General features: G+C 72.5%; 13 protein-coding genes and 1 pseudogene. 11 read left to right on the plus strand and 3 right to left on the minus strand.

The window, feature by feature from the left end; translation table 11 throughout:
- Positions 1–35: 35 nt before the first annotated feature.
- Positions 36–1,970, plus strand: coding sequence for a S53 family peptidase (locus P3T34_RS07305; protein ID WP_280665165.1), 1,935 nt, complete (start codon positions 36–38; stop codon positions 1,968–1,970).
- A complete protein-coding gene (locus P3T34_RS07310; protein ID WP_280665166.1) occupies positions 1,963–3,408 on the plus strand; it encodes an NAD(P)/FAD-dependent oxidoreductase in 1,446 nt (481 codons plus the stop codon). The genes P3T34_RS07305 and P3T34_RS07310 overlap by 8 nt, the downstream gene beginning before the upstream one ends.
- A gap of 24 nt (positions 3,409–3,432) precedes the next feature.
- Here P3T34_RS07310 and P3T34_RS07315 read toward each other — a convergent pair whose 3' ends face one another.
- On the minus strand, positions 3,433–4,398 hold the full coding sequence (locus tag P3T34_RS07315; protein ID WP_280665167.1) for an SDR family NAD(P)-dependent oxidoreductase: 966 nt from the start codon (positions 4,396–4,398) through the stop codon (positions 3,433–3,435).
- Between the two features lie 179 nt (positions 4,399–4,577).
- Here P3T34_RS07315 and P3T34_RS07320 point away from each other — a divergent pair, with 179 nt between their 5' ends.
- Positions 4,578–5,165: a TetR/AcrR family transcriptional regulator gene (locus P3T34_RS07320; protein WP_280665168.1), complete on the plus strand. Its 588-nt coding sequence runs from the start codon at positions 4,578–4,580 to the stop codon at positions 5,163–5,165.
- Between the two features lie 21 nt (positions 5,166–5,186).
- Here the strand turns inward: P3T34_RS07320 and P3T34_RS07325 are convergent, their stop codons facing one another.
- Positions 5,187–6,554: a cation:dicarboxylase symporter family transporter gene (locus P3T34_RS07325; protein ID WP_280665169.1), complete on the minus strand. Its 1,368-nt coding sequence runs from the start codon at positions 6,552–6,554 to the stop codon at positions 5,187–5,189.
- 147 nt (positions 6,555–6,701) lie between these two features.
- Between P3T34_RS07325 and P3T34_RS07330 the strand changes: the two genes are divergently transcribed.
- The 4 genes and pseudogenes from P3T34_RS07330 to P3T34_RS07345 all read left to right on the plus strand — a co-directional run.
- Positions 6,702–8,312: a sensor histidine kinase gene (locus P3T34_RS07330; RefSeq protein ID WP_280665170.1), complete on the plus strand. Its 1,611-nt coding sequence runs from the start codon at positions 6,702–6,704 to the stop codon at positions 8,310–8,312.
- Entirely contained in the window at positions 8,309–9,013 is a 705-nt protein-coding gene (locus tag P3T34_RS07335) for a response regulator (protein ID WP_280665171.1), read from the plus strand. Before P3T34_RS07330 ends, P3T34_RS07335 begins: the two co-directional genes overlap by 4 nt.
- 352 nt (positions 9,014–9,365) lie before the next feature.
- Positions 9,366–10,364 (plus strand): hypothetical protein, encoded by a 999-nt coding sequence (locus tag P3T34_RS07340; protein WP_280665172.1) that lies wholly within the window; start codon positions 9,366–9,368, stop codon positions 10,362–10,364.
- A gap of 166 nt (positions 10,365–10,530) precedes the next feature.
- Positions 10,531–10,659, plus strand: a pseudogene (locus P3T34_RS07345) (dihydrofolate reductase); the annotation flags it as partial.
- A 39-nt stretch (positions 10,660–10,698) separates the two neighbouring features.
- Here the strand turns inward: P3T34_RS07345 and P3T34_RS07350 are convergent.
- Positions 10,699–11,973: an ROK family transcriptional regulator gene (locus P3T34_RS07350; RefSeq protein ID WP_280665174.1), complete on the minus strand. Its 1,275-nt coding sequence runs from the start codon at positions 11,971–11,973 to the stop codon at positions 10,699–10,701.
- 146 nt (positions 11,974–12,119) lie between these two features.
- On the opposite strand from P3T34_RS07350, the gene P3T34_RS07355 reads away from it, so the two are divergent.
- The 4 genes from P3T34_RS07355 to P3T34_RS07370 all read left to right on the plus strand — a co-directional run bounded on the left by P3T34_RS07355 (position 12,120) and on the right by P3T34_RS07370 (position 17,302).
- On the plus strand, positions 12,120–13,448 hold the full coding sequence (locus P3T34_RS07355; RefSeq protein WP_280665175.1) for an extracellular solute-binding protein: 1,329 nt from the start codon (positions 12,120–12,122) through the stop codon (positions 13,446–13,448).
- A gap of 70 nt (positions 13,449–13,518) precedes the next feature.
- Positions 13,519–14,466, plus strand: coding sequence for a sugar ABC transporter permease (locus P3T34_RS07360; RefSeq protein WP_280665176.1), 948 nt, complete (start codon positions 13,519–13,521; stop codon positions 14,464–14,466).
- A complete protein-coding gene (locus P3T34_RS07365) occupies positions 14,463–15,311 on the plus strand; it encodes a carbohydrate ABC transporter permease (protein ID WP_280665177.1) in 849 nt (282 codons plus the stop codon). The genes P3T34_RS07360 and P3T34_RS07365 overlap by 4 nt, the downstream gene beginning before the upstream one ends.
- 11 nt (positions 15,312–15,322) lie before the next feature.
- On the plus strand, positions 15,323–17,302 hold the full coding sequence (locus P3T34_RS07370; protein ID WP_280665178.1) for a hypothetical protein: 1,980 nt from the start codon (positions 15,323–15,325) through the stop codon (positions 17,300–17,302).
- Positions 17,303–17,313 lie beyond the last annotated feature (11 nt).

Below are 17,313 nucleotides of genomic sequence, written 5' to 3' on the forward strand. Positions count from 1 at the left end.
GGGGCGGTCCCACGCTGCACAGAAAGCGCTCCCTCGTGAGACGTCGCCCCACCACCACGGCCGCACTGGCCACCGCGATCCTGCTGGCCATGGCGGGCACCGCGCAGGCCGAGGACGCCCCTTCCGCACCCCGTGCGGTCCTGGACGGCTCCCAGCCCGCCTACGCCACCGCCGACCACGACCTCGGCGCCGTACCGGCCGCGCAGACCCTGACCGCCCGGCTCTACCTCGGCACCCGGGACCCGGCGGGGCTCGCCGCCTTCCTGCGCGACACCACCGACCCGAAGAGCCACGACTACGGGCACTTCCTCACCCCGGCCCAGTACCAGCAGCGCTTCGGCCTCACCGCGGCCCAGCGCCGCGACGTCGTCGGCTGGCTCACCAAAGCCGGTCTGAAGATCACCGCCGACACCACGCACTACCTGCAAGTGACCGGCCCCGCAGCGGCGATGAACACCGCGCTGGGCACCAGCATCCACCGGTACAGCACCGCCTGGGGCCCCGCCCAGGCCCCCGCCCGGAACGCCAGCACACCCGCCGCGCTGGCAGGGGACGTGGTGGCCCTGGACGGGCTGTCCGCGCCGACCGGTGCGAGCCCGACCGCGCACCGGAGCACGACGCCGGCCACCAACGCCGACGCCCACTGCTCCGCCTACTTCGGCCAGCAGCCCGCGACCGGCCAGCCCCCCGCCTACGGGCAGCCGGTCCCGTACACCACCTGCCCCTACACGCCCACCCAGCTGCGGCGCGCCTACGGAGCCGCGCCCAAGGGCGCCACCGGCCAGGGGCGCACCGTCGCCGTCGTCGACGCCTACGGCTCGCCCACCATGGCCGCGGACGCCAACCGCTTCGCCGCCGCGACCGGCGACCACCCCTTCCGTCCTGGCCAGTACAGCGAGCACGTCGACCCCAAGGCCTGGCAGATCAGCTCGGCCTGCGCACCGCCCGCCTCCTGGGCCGGGGAACAGGCCCTGGACGTGGAGATGGCACACGCCTACGCACCGGACGCCAACGTGCTCTACGCCGGCGCCGACTCCTGCCTCGACGGCGACCTGATGGACGCCGAGGCCTCCATCATCGACACCCACGCAGCCGACCTGATCTCCAACTCCTGGGCCGAGATCATCCACGCCCAGCCCGGACACCTCACCCCGGGCCTGGTCGCCGCCTGGGACATGCTCTTCCAGCAGGCCGCCGCCGAGGGCATCGGCGTCTACTTCGCCGCCGGCGACTGCGGCGACGCCTCGCCCGCCGCCGCCGACACCGGCGTGAACTGCGATCCGCAGACCACCCAGGCGCAGGCCGAATTCCCCAGCGGCGACCCGTGGGTGACATCGGTCGGCGCGACCTCGCTGGCCACCGACAAGGCAGGCAACTACGCCTGGGAGACCAGCATGGGCGACGCCCTGTCGATCCGTCCGAACGGCACGGGCGACTGGGCGCCGGTGCCCGGGGTCTTCGCCTTCGGCGGCGGTGGTGGCCCCAGCGACTTCCCGCAGCCCTGGTACCAGAAGGGCCACGTCCCGGACCACCTCGCCGGCGGCCACCGGGTCGCCCCCGACGTGGCGCTGGCCGGCGACGGCGCGATGCCCGTGCTGATCGGCTACACCGTCGACGGCGCCTTCCAACTGGTCGGCTACGGCGGCACCTCCGCCGCCACCCCCGGGTTCGCGGCGATCCAGGCCGACGCCGAGCAGGAGCAGGGCCGCGCCTTCGGCTTCGCCAACCCCCTGCTGTACTCGATGGCCGGCACCGGGGTCTTCCACGACGTCACGGACCAGCCCAAGGCCGCAGGTTCCCGCCCGCTGACGGTCGTTCAGGACGAGGGCGCGGCCGCCGGCGACCTGCGCTACCTCCTCTACACCCTGGGCCACGACCACGGGCTGCCGGCCACGCCCGGTTACGACGCGGCCACCGGTCTCGGCTCGCCGAGCGCCGACTACCTGCGCCGGTTCGCCACCCGTGGCTGAGGCCGTCGTCGTCGGGGCCGGCCCGAACGGGCTGGCCGCCGCCGTCGCCCTGGCGCAGGAGGGCGTGGCGGTCACCGTGCTGGAGCAGGCGGCCACCATCGGCGGCGGCACCCGGACCAGCGAACTCACCCTGCCCGGCCTGCTGCACGACCACTGCTCCGCGGTCCACCCGATGGGCGCCGGCTCCCCCTTCCTGCGCTCGCTCGGGCTGGAGCGCCACGGTCTGCGGTGGTGTCGGCCGCAGATCGACCTGGCCCACCCCTTCGACGACGGCAGTGCCGCCGCCATGCACCGGTCGTTGGAGGAGACCGCCGCAGGTCTGGGTGCGGACGGACCGGCCTGGCGGCGCGTCTTCGGGCCGCTGGCCGAGAACTTCGACGCCCTGGCCGCGGACCTGTTCCAGCCGCCCCTCCATCTGCCCGCCCACCCGGTGCAGTTGGCACGGTTCGCGGTGCGGGCGGCGTGGCCGGCCGAGGCCCTCGCCCGGACGGCCTGGCGCACCCCGGCGGCCCGCGCGCTGTTCGCCGGCACCGCCGCGCACGCCATCCGGCCCCTCACCAGCACCGGCAGCGCCGCGATCGGGCTGATGCTCGTCGCCGCCGGGCACCGGTGGGGCTGGCCGGTCGCTCGGGGCGGATCGCGGGCCGTCACCGACGCGCTGGCCGCCCGCCTGGCCGAACTGGGCGGTACCGTGCAGACCGGCGTCCGGGTCCGCTCGCTGGCCGAACTCCCTCCCGCCGACGCGATCCTGCTCGACCTCGCGCCGCACGACGCGCTGGCCGTCTGCGGGGACCGGCTGCCCGCGCGCGTGGCGCGCGGCTACGCCCGGTGGCAGTACGGCCCGGGCGCGTTCAAGCTCGACCTGGCGGTGGAGGGCGGGATCCCCTGGCGCAACGAGAGCTGCCGCCGCGCCGGCACGGTGCACCTGGGCGGCACGATCGAGGAGATCGCCCACGCCGAACGGCAGATCGCCGCCGGCCGGATGCCGCAGCGGCCGTTCGTCCTGGTCGCCCAGCAGTACCTGGCCGACCCCACCCGCTCAGTCGGCACGCTGCGACCCGTCTGGGCCTACGCCCATGTGCCGAACGGCTGGTCGGGGGACGCCACCGAGGCGGTGCTCGACCAGATCGAACGCTTCGCGCCGGGCACCCGCGAGCGAACCGTCGCCACCGTCTCGCAGGGCGTCGAGCAGTTGGCAGCCGGCAACCCCAACTACGTCGCCGGCGACATCCTCACCGGTGCCAACACCGCTCGACAGCTCGCGCTGCGCCCCCGCCCGGCCCTCGATCCGTACAGCACCGGAATTCCCGGTGTCTACCTCTGCTCCGCCGCCACTCCCCCGGGGGCCGGCGTGCACGGCATGTGCGGTTACGGCGCCGCCCGCTCGGCACTGCGGCACCTGCACCGCCGCCCGCCGTCCCGTGGCCTCGCCGCATAAAACGGACCGTTCACACGGTGGCCGTCAGTCGCGCGAAGCCAGGGTGTCGTGCGACACCTGCCAGAGCAGCGCGGCCGCCTCGGGGTCCAGGGCGTACGCCGCCACGCCGGTGCGTGCTCCGAGCTCGCCGCGGACGGCCTCGTTGCAGTCCTCGAAGTAGTGTCCGGTGACGCCCTCCACGAGGGGGGAGGCGGCGAGCAGGACAGAGGTCGCGGCGCCCTGCTCGGGCGTCTTCCACTTCAGCTCCGCGCCGCCGGCGGCCTGGGCGCGCAGCCGGGCGAGTTCCTCGTCGGAGACGTGGCGCTGGAGGTTGGTGCGGATCCCGCCGGGCATCAGCGCGTTGACGGTGATGCGGTCCGCGGCCCAGCGCTTGGCGGCTTCGACCGCGAACAGCACGTTGGCGGTCTTGGACTGGCCGTAGGCGGACCAGGGCTCGTAGGGGCGCTCGCGGAAGTGGATGTCCTCGAAGACCACGGGCGAGCGGTGGTGGGCGCTGGAGCTGACGGCCACGACGCGCGCGCCACCGGCGGCCCGGGCGAGCGCGCCGTGCAGTCCGGTGGCCAGCGCGAAGTGCCCCAAGTGGTTGGTGGCGAACTGGAGTTCCCAGCCCTCCGGGGTGCGGAGTTCGGGGGACGCCATCACCCCGGCGTTGTTGACCAGGATGTCCAGCGGCCCGTCCCAGGCGGCGACGAACGCCGCGACGGAGGACTGGTCGGCAAGGTCCAGGGGTGCGACGCGGACGTCCCGGTTGCCGGTCGTTGCACCGATGCCCTCTGCGGTGCGGGCTCCGGCGGCGACGTCCCGGACCGCGAGGGTGACCTGTGCACCGGCCGAGGCGAGGGCGCGCGCGGTCTCGACGCCGATCCCGGAGGCTCCACCGGTGACGACGGCGCGACGGCCGGTCAGGTCGACGCCCGAGATGACCTCGGCAGCCGTGGACTCGGCGCCGAAGGGGGTGGTGATGCGTGCGAGGGGAGTGTTGGCAGTCATGGTCGTTCCCGTCTGACCGAGGGCCCATGGCTGAGGGCCCGGAGCTGAGGCGAGGGGGCCTGTAGCGGGACCTGTAGAGTGGAAACCGGAGGCCCCTCCGCATATCTCGAGACTAAGCGGAGGAGACTCCGTTTGCAAGCAGGCTCCGGCCGCGCGCCGAGTCAGAAGGAGGAAGCTCCATGCCCCCCGCCGACCCCAGGCCGCTCCGCGCCGATGCGCGCCGCAATCGCGAGCGACTGCTGGAGGTGGCCGTACGGGCCTTCGCCCAGGGCGGCCCCGAGGTGACGCTCGACGCGATCGCCAAGCAGGCCGGCGTGGGCATCGGCACCCTCTACCGTCACTTCGCCACCCGCGAGGAGCTGGTGGAAGCGGCCTATCGCAGCGAACTGGCGAAGCTCTGCGCCGCCGCCGCAGAGCTCCTGACGACCCACCAGCCGGACGAGGCGCTGCGCGCCTGGATGGACAGCTTCGTCGACTACATGACGACCAAGCGCGGGATGGCCGACGCACTGCGCGCCCTCATCGCCTCCGGTGGCGACCCCTTCTCGCACAGCCGGTCGATGCTGACCACCGCCATAACCGAGCTGCTGCAAGCCGGCGCGACGGCCGGCCTGCTGCGCTCCGACGCCGAGCCGGAGGACGTGCTGTTCAGCCTGAGCGGCCTGTCGCTGGCCGCCACGACGCCGGAGCACCGAGCCCGGATGGGACGCCTCCTCGACCTCCTCATGGACGGCCTGCGCTACCACGCGGCCGCGAACGCCTGCTGAAGACGCGGCACATAGGCCCGGTTACCCGGGGGTCCGCTGCCCCACCTGCGGCTGCTGCTCGGGGATGGCGGCCGGGTGGTCGGCGGGGTCGGCGAGGACGGTCTCGTCGAACGGGAGCCGCCCGGCCAGGACCTCGCTCGCCCGGGCGTGGTCGAGTTCGCCGGTCCAGTGGCCGATCAGGACGGTGGCCACCGCGTTCCCGGCGAAGTTGGTCAGCGCGCGGGCCTCGGACATGAAGCGGTCGATGCCGACGATCAGGCCGACGCCGTCCACGAGTTCGGGCCGGTGCGACTGGAGGCCGCCGGCCAGGGTGGCGAGGCCGGCGCCGGTGACGCCGGCGGCGCCCTTGCTGGCGATCACCATGAAGATCAGCAGGGAGAGCTGCTGGCCGAGCGAGAGCGGCCTGTCCATCGCCTGCGAGATGAAGATCGAGGACATCGTCAGGTAGATGGCGGTGCCGTCCAGGTTGAAGCTGTAGCCGGTCGGCACGGTGATGCCCACCACCGGACGGCTGACGCCGAGGTGCTCCATCTTGGCGATCAACCGCGGCAGCGCGCTCTCGGAGGAGGAGGTGGAGAGGATCAGCAGCAGCTCGCGGCTCAGGTAGCGCAGCAGCGCGAGGACGTTGACGCCGGCGACCAGGCGCAGCAGCAGGCCGAGCACCACGAGCACGAAGATCGCGCAGGTCAGGTAGAAGCCGATCATGATGACGGCCAGGCTCTTGAGCGCCGCGGTGCCGGTCGCTCCGACCACCGCCGCCATCGCGCCGAAGGCGCCGATCGGGGCCACCCACATGATCATCGACATCACGCGGAAGACCAGCCGCTGCAGATGCTCCACGCCGCGCAGCACGGGCGCGCCGGCGGCACCCAGCGCCTGGAGCGCGAAGCCGCAGAGCAGCGCGACCAGCAGGGTCTGCAGCACCTGGCCCTGGGTGAGCGCGGAGACCAGGCTGGTCGGGATGATGCCGAGCAGGAAGTCGGTGGTGCTCTGCTGGCCCGCCACCACCTGGGCATGGCCGGCCTTGGCGAGCGCCTGGGTCAGGTGCAGCCCCGAGCCCGGCTCCAGCAGGTTGCCGACCACCAGGCCGAGGCCGAGCGCGACGGTGGACATCACCAGGAAGTAGCCGAGTGCCAGGCCGCCCACCCGGCCGACCTTGGCGGCCTTGCTGACCGAGCCGACGCCCAGCACGATGGTGCAGAAGATCACCGGGCTGATCATCATCTTGATCAGGTTGACGAAGCCCGTCCCGACCGGCTTGAGCTGGACGGCGAACGACGGCGCCGCCAGGCCGAGCACGATGCCGGCCAGGACCGCCGCAAGCACGGCGAGATAGAGGTAGTGCGTGCGGTCGGCCGGTCTCTTCCGGTCGGTTGCGGTGATCGCCATGCGTCGGCTCCTTTGCCTTGCAGTCCTGGTGGCCCCGGTGGGCGGGCCGCTCCGACTATCGGCGCTGGAGGTGATGGGCGTCACGTTTGCGTTCATAGAGTTCACGGCGGAGTTGGCGGAGTTCACGACGGGGGCACACTGGCTGGCATGCCCATCCGTCGACTGCCGCGCAGCCTGGCCGGGCGGCTCTTCGCCGTCCAGATCGTGATCGTCGCCGCCGTGGTCGCCGGCAGCGCGGTCCTGGCGTACCTGACGGTCGCCGAGCGCGCCCAGGACGCGGCCTTCGGCCAGGTCTCCGCCACCGCGTACGCGGTCGCGGACTCCCCCACCGTCCGGCAGGCCGTCACCGGACCGGACCCCACCGCGGTGCTCCAGCCCTACGCGCAGCGGGTGTGCGCGGACGCGGGCGTCGCCTTCGTCACGGTGATGGACACGCACGGGGTGCGCTGGACCCATCCCGACCCGGCGCAGATCGGCCGGCCCTTCCTCGGCCACATCGAGCAGGCGCTGGCCGGCGGGACCGTCCGGGAGACCTACACCGGCACCCTCGGCCGGTCGGTGCGGGTGGTCACCCCGGTCCAGGACGACCGGGGGCGGGTGATCGCGCTGGTCAGCGTCGGCATCAGGGTGCAGTCGATCAGCCGGCAGCTGCACGGCCCGCTGCTCATGCTGGCCGGGGTCGCGCTGGCCGCGCTCGCGCTCGGCGGCCTCGGCAGCTACCTGGCCAACGCGCGGCTGCGCCGGCACACCCACGGCATGGGCGCCACCGAGCTGAGCCACCTCTACGACTACCACCAGGCGACGCTGCACTCGGTCCGGGAGGGCCTGATCCTGCTCGACCGGGCAGGCACGGTGCTGCTCTGCAACGACGCGGCCCGCGAGCTGCTCGGCCTCGAAGGCCCGGCGGAGGGACGGCAGTTCGCCGACCTCGCGCTGCCCGAGGCGCTGACCCGGTCGGTGCTGGACGCCGATCCGGCGCATGACGAGCTGCACCTCACGGCGGACCGCGTGGTGGTTCTCAACACCTCGCCAATCGGCCCCGGACCCGGCCTCGGCACCGTGGTCACACTGCGCGACCACACTGAACTTCAGTCACTGAACGGCGAGTTGGACTCCGTCCGGGGCTTCTCCGAGGCGCTCGGCGCGCAGGCTCACGAGGCAGCGAACCGGCTGCACGCGGTGGTCGTCCTGGTCGAACTGGGCCGCTACCGCGAGGCCGTGGAGTTCGCCACCGCCGAACTCGAACTCGCCCAACGACTCACCGACCGCGTGGTGGCCGCCGTCAGCGAACCGGTGCTGGCCGCCCTGCTGCTCGGCAAGACCGCCGAAGCGGCCGAGCGCGGCGTGGAGTTGACGCTCACCGAGGACAGCCGCATCGACGACGGCGTCCTGCCGCCCGAGCTGCCCGCCCGCGACCTGGTGACGATACTCGGCAACCTGATCGACAACGCCATGGACGCCGCGATCGCCAACTCCGCCGCGCACCCGGGGCCGCCCGAGGTGACGGTGACCGCGCGGATCGAGGCCGGCCGGCTGCTGCTGCGGGTCGCCGACACCGGAGCGGGGATCGAGCCGGGCGAGGTGGACGAGGTGTTCCGGCGCGGCTGGTCCACCAAGCAGGCGCGTGGGCACGGCCTCGGCCTCGCGCTGGTCGCCCAGGCGGCCCGCCGCAACGGCGGCGCCGTGGAGGTCGGACGTGAGCGGGGAGCCGTACTGACGGTCCGGCTCCCCCTGCAACCTACGGGGGCGCTGCGGTGACCCGGCCCGCGACGATCGACGTGCTGGTGGTCGAGGACGACCCGGTGGCGGCTGAGGCTCACGCGCTGCACGTCAGCCGCGCGCCGGGCTTTCGAACCGCCGGTACGGCGCACTCGGCGGCCGAGGCACTGCGCTTCCTGGAGAGCGCCCGGGCCGCGGGCCGACCGGTGGACCTCACCCTGCTCGACCTCCACCTGCCGGACGGCCACGGCCTCCAGCTCTGCCGCACCCTGCGGGCCGCCGGGCACAGCACCGACATCATCGCCGTGACCTCGGCCCGCGAGCTGGCGACGGTCCGCCAGGCGGTCTCGGCGGGCGTGGTGCAGTACCTGCTCAAGCCGTTCGCCGCCGCCACCCTGCACGAGCGCCTGGACCGCTACGCCCGCTACCGCGAGTCGCTGGCCCGGGCCGGCGAGGCCACCGGGCAGGACGAGGTGGACCAGGCCTTCGCCGTGCTGCGGACCTCCGAGCGCAACACCCTGCCGAAGGGCCTGAGCGCGCCCACCCTGGAGGCCGTCGCAACGGTGTTGCGGGAGGCGGACGGTAGCCTCTCGGCCGCCGCCGCGGGCGCGGCGGCGGGCGTCTCGCGGATCACCGCGCGCCGCTACCTGGAACACCTGGTGGACACCGGCCTGGCTGTCCGCGAACCACGCTACGGACAGGTCGGACGGCCCGAACTCTGCTACCAGGCACGGAAATAGGCCGGAGAGACGGCGGCGCGCGCGGCCGTACTCCCAGCCCGCTCCCAGCAACCGCGCAGGCCGCCCAACCTCGGGCCATGCGGATCCGGCCGGGATCGCGGGCCGCCACCGGCCCTGACCAGCGACTGGCCGCTTAGGTCAACGGTTCGTCAAATCTCCCAACTGTTGCTTCCTGAGAGCTTGTTGAGGATCTTCTCATACGCTTTGATGAGCATCGGTCAAGCGGCCCCGACGGCGCCCGGCCCGGCACCCCCCATCGCCGGGCCCGCCTTCCCCGATCGACGACCTCGACCGGACCCGGACCGGGCAGCAAGGCCCCTTTTGTCCCCCACAGCATCAAAAGGAGCTCGGTATGCGCAACTCGCGCGAAGACCGTACCCCCGCCACCACCGCCACCAGCCGCGGCCGGTCCTGGAAGCTGCGCAACACCGCCGCCGTGGCCGCACTGGCCCTGGCCGGCCTGGTCGGCACCGCCACCACCAGCACCGCGGCCCCGGCCGCCGCCGACCTCGGCGCCGCGAACCACGTCGTGCTCTCGCACGGCAAGCTCGTCCATGTGCAGACCCACGGCCGGCACGGCGTGGTCCCGATGAAGGGTGCCAAGGGCGCCAAGTGGACCGCGCACACCAGCCGCACCGCACCGGCCGCCGCAGGCAACCTGAGCTACAACGGTGGCCCGGTCCAACATCAGGTGTCGGTCTACCTCGTCTTCTGGGGCAACCAGTGGGACAGCGACTCCAACGGCGTCCAGCAGTACGAGACCAACCTGTTCAACGGCCTGGGCACCTCGCAGGACAACTGGTCCACCGTCACCTCGCAGTACACCGACAACTCCGGCTCCGGCCCGTCCTTCGGCGGCCCGGTGCTCGGCGGCACCTGGGTGGACGACTCCTCGGCGGCGCCCGGCTCGGCGGCCCAGGCCGACATCGCCGCAGAGGCGGACGCGGGCGCCGCGCACTTCGGGGTCTCCGGCCCGGACGTGCAGATCGTCGTGATGAGCCCGAGCGGCACCCAGCCCGACGGGTTCCCCAACTCCGGCTTCTGCGCCTGGCACGACTACGACGGCAACGTCTCGTACACCAACATGCCGTACGTGCTCGACGCGGGCTCCGGCTGCGGCGCGGGCTCGGTGTCGAGCCAGCTCGACGGGTTCAGCATCGTCGAGGGCCACGAGTACGCCGAGACGATGACCGACCCGCAGCCGTCCAGCGGCTGGGTGGCCTCGGACGGCGAGGAGGACGGCGACCTCTGCGCCTGGCAGAACCTCGCCGCCGTATCGCTGCCCACCGGCTCCTTCGCGATGCAGCCGACCTGGAGCAACGCGGCCGGCGGCTGCGCGATCTCGGGCTGACGGCCACCGGGAACAGCGGCGCCCGCCCCGACCTTGGTCGGGGCGGGCGCCACGTTGTGGCGCGGGGCTCAACGTCAGTGGGCGCGTCTAGGCTCGGTTCGACCATGGAGTCCGGGTGAGGGACGTGAGTGTCATGTCGCGTGTTCGAGTGCACAACTTCAGCGTGCTCGTCCCGATCGTCCTGGGCCGCGGTGAGCGGCTGTGGGACGGGCTGGAAGGGCTGGAGCAGCGGTTTCAGGTCGAGTCGGTGACGACACCCAGCGGCATCACCCATCTGACCTTCACCCGCCCGTAGCTCCGCGCCCGAGCCTGAAGGGCTTTGGCGGTGGCAGGCCTACGTGCCCGTCATCGCCGCCGTCGGGTCCTGGTACACAGCGTCCAGTGCCAGCAGCGCGCCGCCCTGCGCTGTGCTCGCCAGGCCGAGGCGGGAGAGGACGATCTCGCTGCCGCCGGCGTCGGGGGCCATCACCTGCTGGTGCACCTGAGCGGTCACCGCGTCGATCAGGTGCTCGCCGAAGTAGGCGAAGTGGCCGCCCAGCACCAGGAGTCGGGGGTTGAGGATGTCCGCCAGCAGGGCGAGGCCGGGCGCCAGGTGGTCGGCGATCCGGCTGAGCGCCTCCAGGGTGCGCGAGTCGCCGGCGTGCGCGCGGTTGCGCAGCTCGGCCAGGCGCCGGCCGAGGTCGATCGTCGGGTCGCGGACCAGGTCCGCCGGGTCGGCGGCGTAGCGCAGCAGCGCCTCCCGCCCGACCATGGTCTCCCAGCAGCCGCGCCGCCCGCAGGCGCAGGGCTCGTCCGAGGGGACCAGGCGCAGGTGCCCGACCTCGCCCGCGTATCCGCCGGTGCCGCGCAGGAGTTGGCCGCCGGCGATGATGCCGACGCCCACGCCGGTCTGGCCGGTGACGTAGACCAGGTCGCGCACGTTGTCGGCGGAGGCCGACACGTATTCGGCCAGGGCGCCGAGCTTGGCGTCGTTCTCCAGATGCAGCTGCGGGGTGTCGGGGCCGAGCCGCTCGTGCAGGCCGGCGAGCGCCGGGACTTCGCGCCAGCCGATGTTGGACGCGTACTTGACGACCCCCGCGTCCATGTCGACGGCGCCGGGGGTGGCCAGGGTGATGCCGACGATGCGGCCGCCCGCGCCGCGTACTGCGGCCATCCCTTCGGCGGCCAGCTGGGCCACCGCGTCCAGTGCCGTCTCGGGGCCGAGTGCGCGTACGTCCAGCGGTGTGCGGCGCTCGAAGGTGACCTCGCCGCGCAGGTTGAGGGCGAGCAGGCTGATGTAGTCCACGTTGAGCTCGGCGCCCAGTCCGTGGACGCCGCTGCCGTCCACGTCGACCGCTTGGCCGGGCCGGCCCACCGCGCTTCGGTCGCGTTCGGCCTCGCCCTCCCGGACCAGGCCGCCGTCGAGCAGTTCGGCGATCAGGTGGGAGACCGTGGCTTTGGGCAGGCCGGTGTCCTCGGCGATCCGGGCCCGGGAGCGCGGGCCCTCGTCGCGCAGCAGCCGCAGCACCATGCTCAGGTTCGCCCGCCGGGACGCGGACCGGTCCCGCGCGACGGCCGGGCGTGCCATGGCCAGCTCGCGTACGCCCGTGCCCTGCAGCGCCTGTTTCACCAGGACTCCTCTCATCCGTGCAGACCAGCCTATTGACTTGCCCAGAGTTAGTTCAAACAATAGCCGAACGAATCCGCCATGCTCGGTTTTTGATCGAACCTGATCGAAACAGTGCCGCTCCCCCCACGAAACTCCAGGAGACGTCCGTGAAGGCAAGATCCCGCTCCCTGGCCGCCGCCACCGTGGCCCTCGCCGCTGCGATGGTCGCCAGCGGCTGCTCCTCCAGCGGCTCCGGTGCGAACGACTCGGCGGCTGCGGCCGGCTCCTCCGGCGGCGTCGTGAAGCTGGACTTCTGGGGCTGGGCGCCGGGTTACGACCAGTCGGTGGCCGCGTTCAACCGGACCCACCCGAACATCCAGGTCACCTTCGACAAGACCGCCTCCGGCTCCAAGGGCGGCTACACGAAGATGCTCACCGCTGCCAAGGCGGGCAACGCCCCCTGCCTGGCGCAGGTCGGCTACGAGACGCTGCCCAGCTTCGCCGCCGCCGGCGCGCTGACGGACGTGACGAAGTTCGCCGCCACCGCCCAGGCGCAGTTCGCCCACTGGACCTGGAAGCAGGTGACGATCGGCGGCCAGACCTACGGCATCCCGGTGGACACCGCGCCGATGGCGCTGATGTACCGCAAGGACCTGTTCGCCAAGTACGGCATCACCACCGCGCCGGTCACCTGGGACGAGTACGCGGCCGACGCCGCCAAGGTGCACGCCGCCGACCCGAGCGTCTACCTCGGCGACTTCGGCAACGACGCCTACAACTACGCGGGCCTGGCCTGGCAGGCCGGCGCGGGCTGGTTCGGCACGTCCGGCGACCAGTGGCAGGTGAGCGTCAACAGCGCCGGCAACCAGAAGGTGGCTGGCTACTGGCAGGGCCTGCTGGACAAGAAGCTGCTCAAGACCGACCCGAGCTACGACCCCTCGCTCTACAGCGACATGGCCGCCGGCAAGGTGCTCTCCGACGTCAACGCGGTCTGGGACGCGCCGATCATCGCCAGCAGCGTCAAGGACGGCGCGGGCCAGTGGGCCGTCGCACCGATGCCGGTCTGGGACGCCGCCAACCCGGTGTACGGGAACGACGGCGGCTCCGCCACCGCGATCCTCAAGGGCTGCGGCCACGCCAAGGAGGCCACCGAGTTCGCCACTTGGATGAGCACCGACGCGGACAGTGTCAGCAACCTGATCAAGGTCACCGGCATCTATCCGGCCGCCACCTCGGGCCTGTCCAACGCGACGCTCTCCGCACCGGACCCCTTCTACGGCGGACAGACCATCTTCGACGTGTTCAAGGCCGAGACCTCGCACATCAACACCGACTGGCAGTGGGGCCCGACCATGACCCAGACCTCCACCGACCTCGGTGACGGTCTCGGCCAGGCCGGCACCGGCGGCACCACGCTGGCGAACATGCTCGCCGGCGTGCAGACCAAGACGGTGGCCGGCATGAAGCAGCAGGGCCTGAGCGTCTCGGGCAGCTGACCGGCCGTCGAACCACCGCGCCCGCCCCCGCGTCCGCCCCGCGCTCGCCCCCCGGAAAGGCAGTACATCCATGACCACCGCTCTGCGCGAGCGGGCAGCCGGCAGGAGCAAGGCCACCGGCGCCGCCCGCCCCGGTCGCCGCAGGCGAGGGCGTCCCGTCGCCCTCTTCCTGGCCCCGTTCCTGGTGCCGTTCGCGGCGCTCTACCTGGCCCCGATCGGCTACACCGTCTACCAGAGCCTGTTCCGGATGCACCGCTCGGGTCTGGGCCTGACCGCACCCACCCAGGTCTTCGCTGGGCTGTCCAACTACGCCACCGCACTGGGCGATGCGGACTTCCGCGGCTCGCTGCTGCGGGTGCTGCTGATCGGCCTGGTGCAGGTGCCGCTGATGCTGCTGTTCGCGCTCGGCCTGGCGCTGCTGCTTGACGCGAAGACGACGCTCTTCAAGCGGTTCTTCCGACTGGCCTTCTTCCTGCCCTACGCGCTGCCCGGCGTGGTCGGCGCCATCATGTGGTCCTACCTCGTCGCACCCGGGCTGAGCCCGATCAGCGCCGCCGCCCGCCACCTCGGCCTGCACCTGGACCTGACCTCGAACGCCATGCTGGCGCCCACCATCGGCAACATGCTGACCTGGGGCTGGACCGGCTACAACATGCTGATCATCTACTCCGCCCTGCAGGCCATCCCCGCCGAGCTGAGCGAGGCGGCCACCATGGACGGCTGCTCGGCCTTCGGCATCGCCTGGCGGATCAAGGTGCCGCTGGTCCGCCCGGCACTGGTGCTGACCACCGTCTTCTCCATCATCGGCACCGCCCAGCTCTACAACGAGCCCGCCATCCTGCACAACGTCGCCCCCAACCTGCCCAGCACCTACACCCCCATCTACGCCGCCTACGACGCCGTGAACGCCAACAACTTCAACGCCGCCGCGGCCGAATCGGTGATCCTCGCGCTGCTCGCCTTCGTCCTGTCCTTCGGCTTCCTCAAGCTGGTCCAGCGCAAGGGAGCCGCTCTGTGACCATCCGTCAATCACTCTCCCGCTGGCTGATCCTGGGCGTCCTGCTGATCACCTCGGTCTACTTCCTGGCACCGGTCTGGTGGCTGCTGGTCTCCTCCACCAAGACCAACGCCGACCTGTTCAGCGGCAACGGATTCTGGTTCGCCCGCTTCGCGCTCTTCGACAACGTCCACCAGGTCTTCGCCCAGCAGGGCGGCATCTACTGGCAGTGGCTGGCCAACAGCGCGCTCTACGCCGTCGGCGGCGCGACGGTCAGCACCCTGATCGCCGCGCTGGCCGGCTACACCCTGGCCAAGTACCGCTTCCGCGGCCGTGAGTTGACCTTCAACTCGATCCTCGCCGCGGTGCTGGTCCCGCAGCCGCTGCTCGCCGTGCCGCTCTACCTGATGTTCTCGCAGATCCACCTGGTCAACACCTACTGGGCGGTGCTGCTACCCAGCATGGTCAGCCCGTTCGGCGTCTACCTGGCCCGGATCTACGCCGGCTCCTCGGTCCCCGACGAGATCATCGAGGCCGGACGGATCGACGGCGCCGGCGAGTTCCGGATCTTCGCCACCATCGCGCTGCGGGTGATGTCCCCGGCCCTGGTGACCATCTTCCTCTTCCAGTTCGTCGCGATCTGGACCAACTACCTGCTGCCGGTGCTGATGCTGGCCAACGACCACCTCCAGCCGGTCACCGTCGGCATCGTCGGCTGGCAGGCCCAACGCGGGATCGGGCCCAGCGCCGTGCCGTTCAACATCGTGATCACCGCAGCCGCGATCTCCGCGATCCCGCTGGTCGTCCTCTTCCTGTCCCTGCAACGCTTCTGGCGCTCCGGCCTGACCGCCGGCAGCACCAAGTGAGGAGCCCCCGCGTGTCCGCGAGGTACCACCTGCGCTTCCAGCTCCACCCCACCCCGGAAGCCGCCCAACACGCGAGGGAGCTGGCCAAGTTCTGCGGCGAGGCCGGCGTCGACGAGGTGGTGCTGCTGCTCGGCGCCGAGGAGTTCTACACGGGCCACCCGACCGGCCCCGCCGAGGACCTCCTGTTCGAGACCGCGGCGACCGCGACCGCGATCCTGCGCGAGGCCGGCCTCGACGTCAGCCTCAACCCCTGGGTCACCGCAGGCCACGCCGACCGCGGCCGCGCCGACCGGCTCGGCTTCGCCCCCATGGTCGACCCCCAGGGCACCGCCGCCGCCGCCCAGGCCTCCTTCGCCTGCCCGCGCTGGCGCAGCTGGCTGGCCGGCCAGTACGCCCGCTACGCCACCCTGGACCTGCGGGTCCTGTGGCTGGAGGACGACTTCCGCTACCACAACCACGCCCCACTGCACTGGGGCGGCGGCTTCGAACCGCTGATGCTGGACCGGTTCGCGGCGGTGGTCGGACGGCGGGTCTCCCGTGAGCGGCTGGTGACCGCCATCACCTCCCCGGGGGAACCCCACCCCTGGCGAGCGCTGCTGCAACAGGTCTGGCGCACCGCCCAGTTGGAGACCGCCGAGCTGGTCGCCGATGCGGTCGGCGCCCAGTCCGGCGGACGCGTCCAGCTCGGCCTGATGAGCTCCGAACTCGGCGTCCACTCGGTGGAGGGCCGCGACTGGCCGGCCCTGTTCCAGGCGCTGAGCATCGACGGCCGGGTCGCCCACCGCCCGCACTTCGCCCGCTACGGTGACGCACCCGGACGCGAACTCAGCTTCTCCGTCTGGATGCTGGAGGCCCAGCGGGCCCTGCGACCGGCGCACGCCACCAGCGAACCCGAGATCGAGAACTGGCCGCACACCGCCTGGTCCAAGTCCGACACCCAGAGCTGGTCCGAGCTGGTCACCGCCCAACTCGCCGGATCCGACGCGATGTTCCTCAACGTCCACCCCATGCAGTCCGGCCGCGCCCAGCGCTTCCCGCGCGTCGCCGACCTGCTGCGCCGCACCCGCCCCGCCCTCGACTGGGTCGCGCAGCGCCAGCCGCGCTCACCACGCACCCACGGGGTCGGCCTGCCGGTCCCCCGGCACGCGGCCGCGCACGTGCGCACCAGGACCGGTGGCGAACTCGCCGAACTCGCCGTCGACGCCGGCCCCGCCGCCGACCATCTGCTGCGCTACGGCGTCCCGGTCACCGCCGACCACGCCCCCGTGCAGGCGGTCTTCGGCCAACTCGCCTGGGCCTTCGAGGACTCCGAGGTCGAGCGGATGCTGGCGGGCGGACTGCTGCTGGACGGAACGGCCGCCGAGGTGCTCACCCGGCGGGGCTTCGGCCACCTGCTGGGGATCACCAGATGCGAGCTCGTCGAGCGCGAGAGCGCCGACCCGGCCGGCCCGTACGCGCTGGAACACGTGGCGCGGGAGGACGCGTACCTGAGCGTCAACGTCCAACCGGCGCTGGCCCTGCTGTCCCTCGCCCCCGGGGCCGAGCCCTGGACCAGCATTCTGACGTCGAGTCAGAAGTACTGGGGACCGGGCCGGTTCGTGTTCCGCAACGAACTCGGCGGCCGCGTCGCGGTGCTGGCCGCGACCGCACCCCAGCTGCTGCCGTACGACGACGACGGCCAGCGCCTGCTGCACGCCATGGTCCGCTTCCTGGAGGGCGAGCGACCCACCCTGCCCCTGGTGAGCGGCGGCCCCCACCTGATTCCGCACCTGTCCCACTCCGAGCGCGGCTGGCTGCTCGCCGTGGCCAACGGCAGCGCCGACCCGGCCCGGCCGCGGATCGCGCTGCCGGCCGCTCCCGAGGCCCCCGGCGCCACCCTGCTGGCCCCGCTCCTCCCCCCGACCTCGGCCCGCATCACCGAGCACCGCAGCGGGCTGAGCCTCGACCAGGACCTGCCGCACCGCGGCTGGCTGGTCGTGGACTGGCACTGACTCCACCCTAA

It is taken from the genome of Kitasatospora sp. MAP12-44, assembly GCF_029892095.1.
Classification (GTDB): Bacteria; Actinomycetota; Actinomycetes; order Streptomycetales; family Streptomycetaceae; genus Kitasatospora.

Excerpts from the sequence above, each read along its gene's own strand:
- P3T34_RS07315 (WP_280665167.1), bottom strand. The coding sequence starts at position 4,398 with ATGACTGCCAACACTCCCCTCGCACGCATCACCACCCCCTTCGGCGCC.
- P3T34_RS07320 (WP_280665168.1), top strand. The coding sequence starts at position 4,578 with ATGCCCCCCGCCGACCCCAGGCCGCTCCGCGCCGATGCGCGCCGCAAT.
- P3T34_RS07325 (WP_280665169.1), bottom strand. The coding sequence starts at position 6,554 with ATGGCGATCACCGCAACCGACCGGAAGAGACCGGCCGACCGCACGCAC.
- P3T34_RS07330 (WP_280665170.1), top strand. The coding sequence starts at position 6,702 with ATGCCCATCCGTCGACTGCCGCGCAGCCTGGCCGGGCGGCTCTTCGCC.
- P3T34_RS07340 (WP_280665172.1), top strand. The coding sequence starts at position 9,366 with ATGCGCAACTCGCGCGAAGACCGTACCCCCGCCACCACCGCCACCAGC.
- P3T34_RS07360 (WP_280665176.1), top strand. The coding sequence starts at position 13,519 with ATGACCACCGCTCTGCGCGAGCGGGCAGCCGGCAGGAGCAAGGCCACC.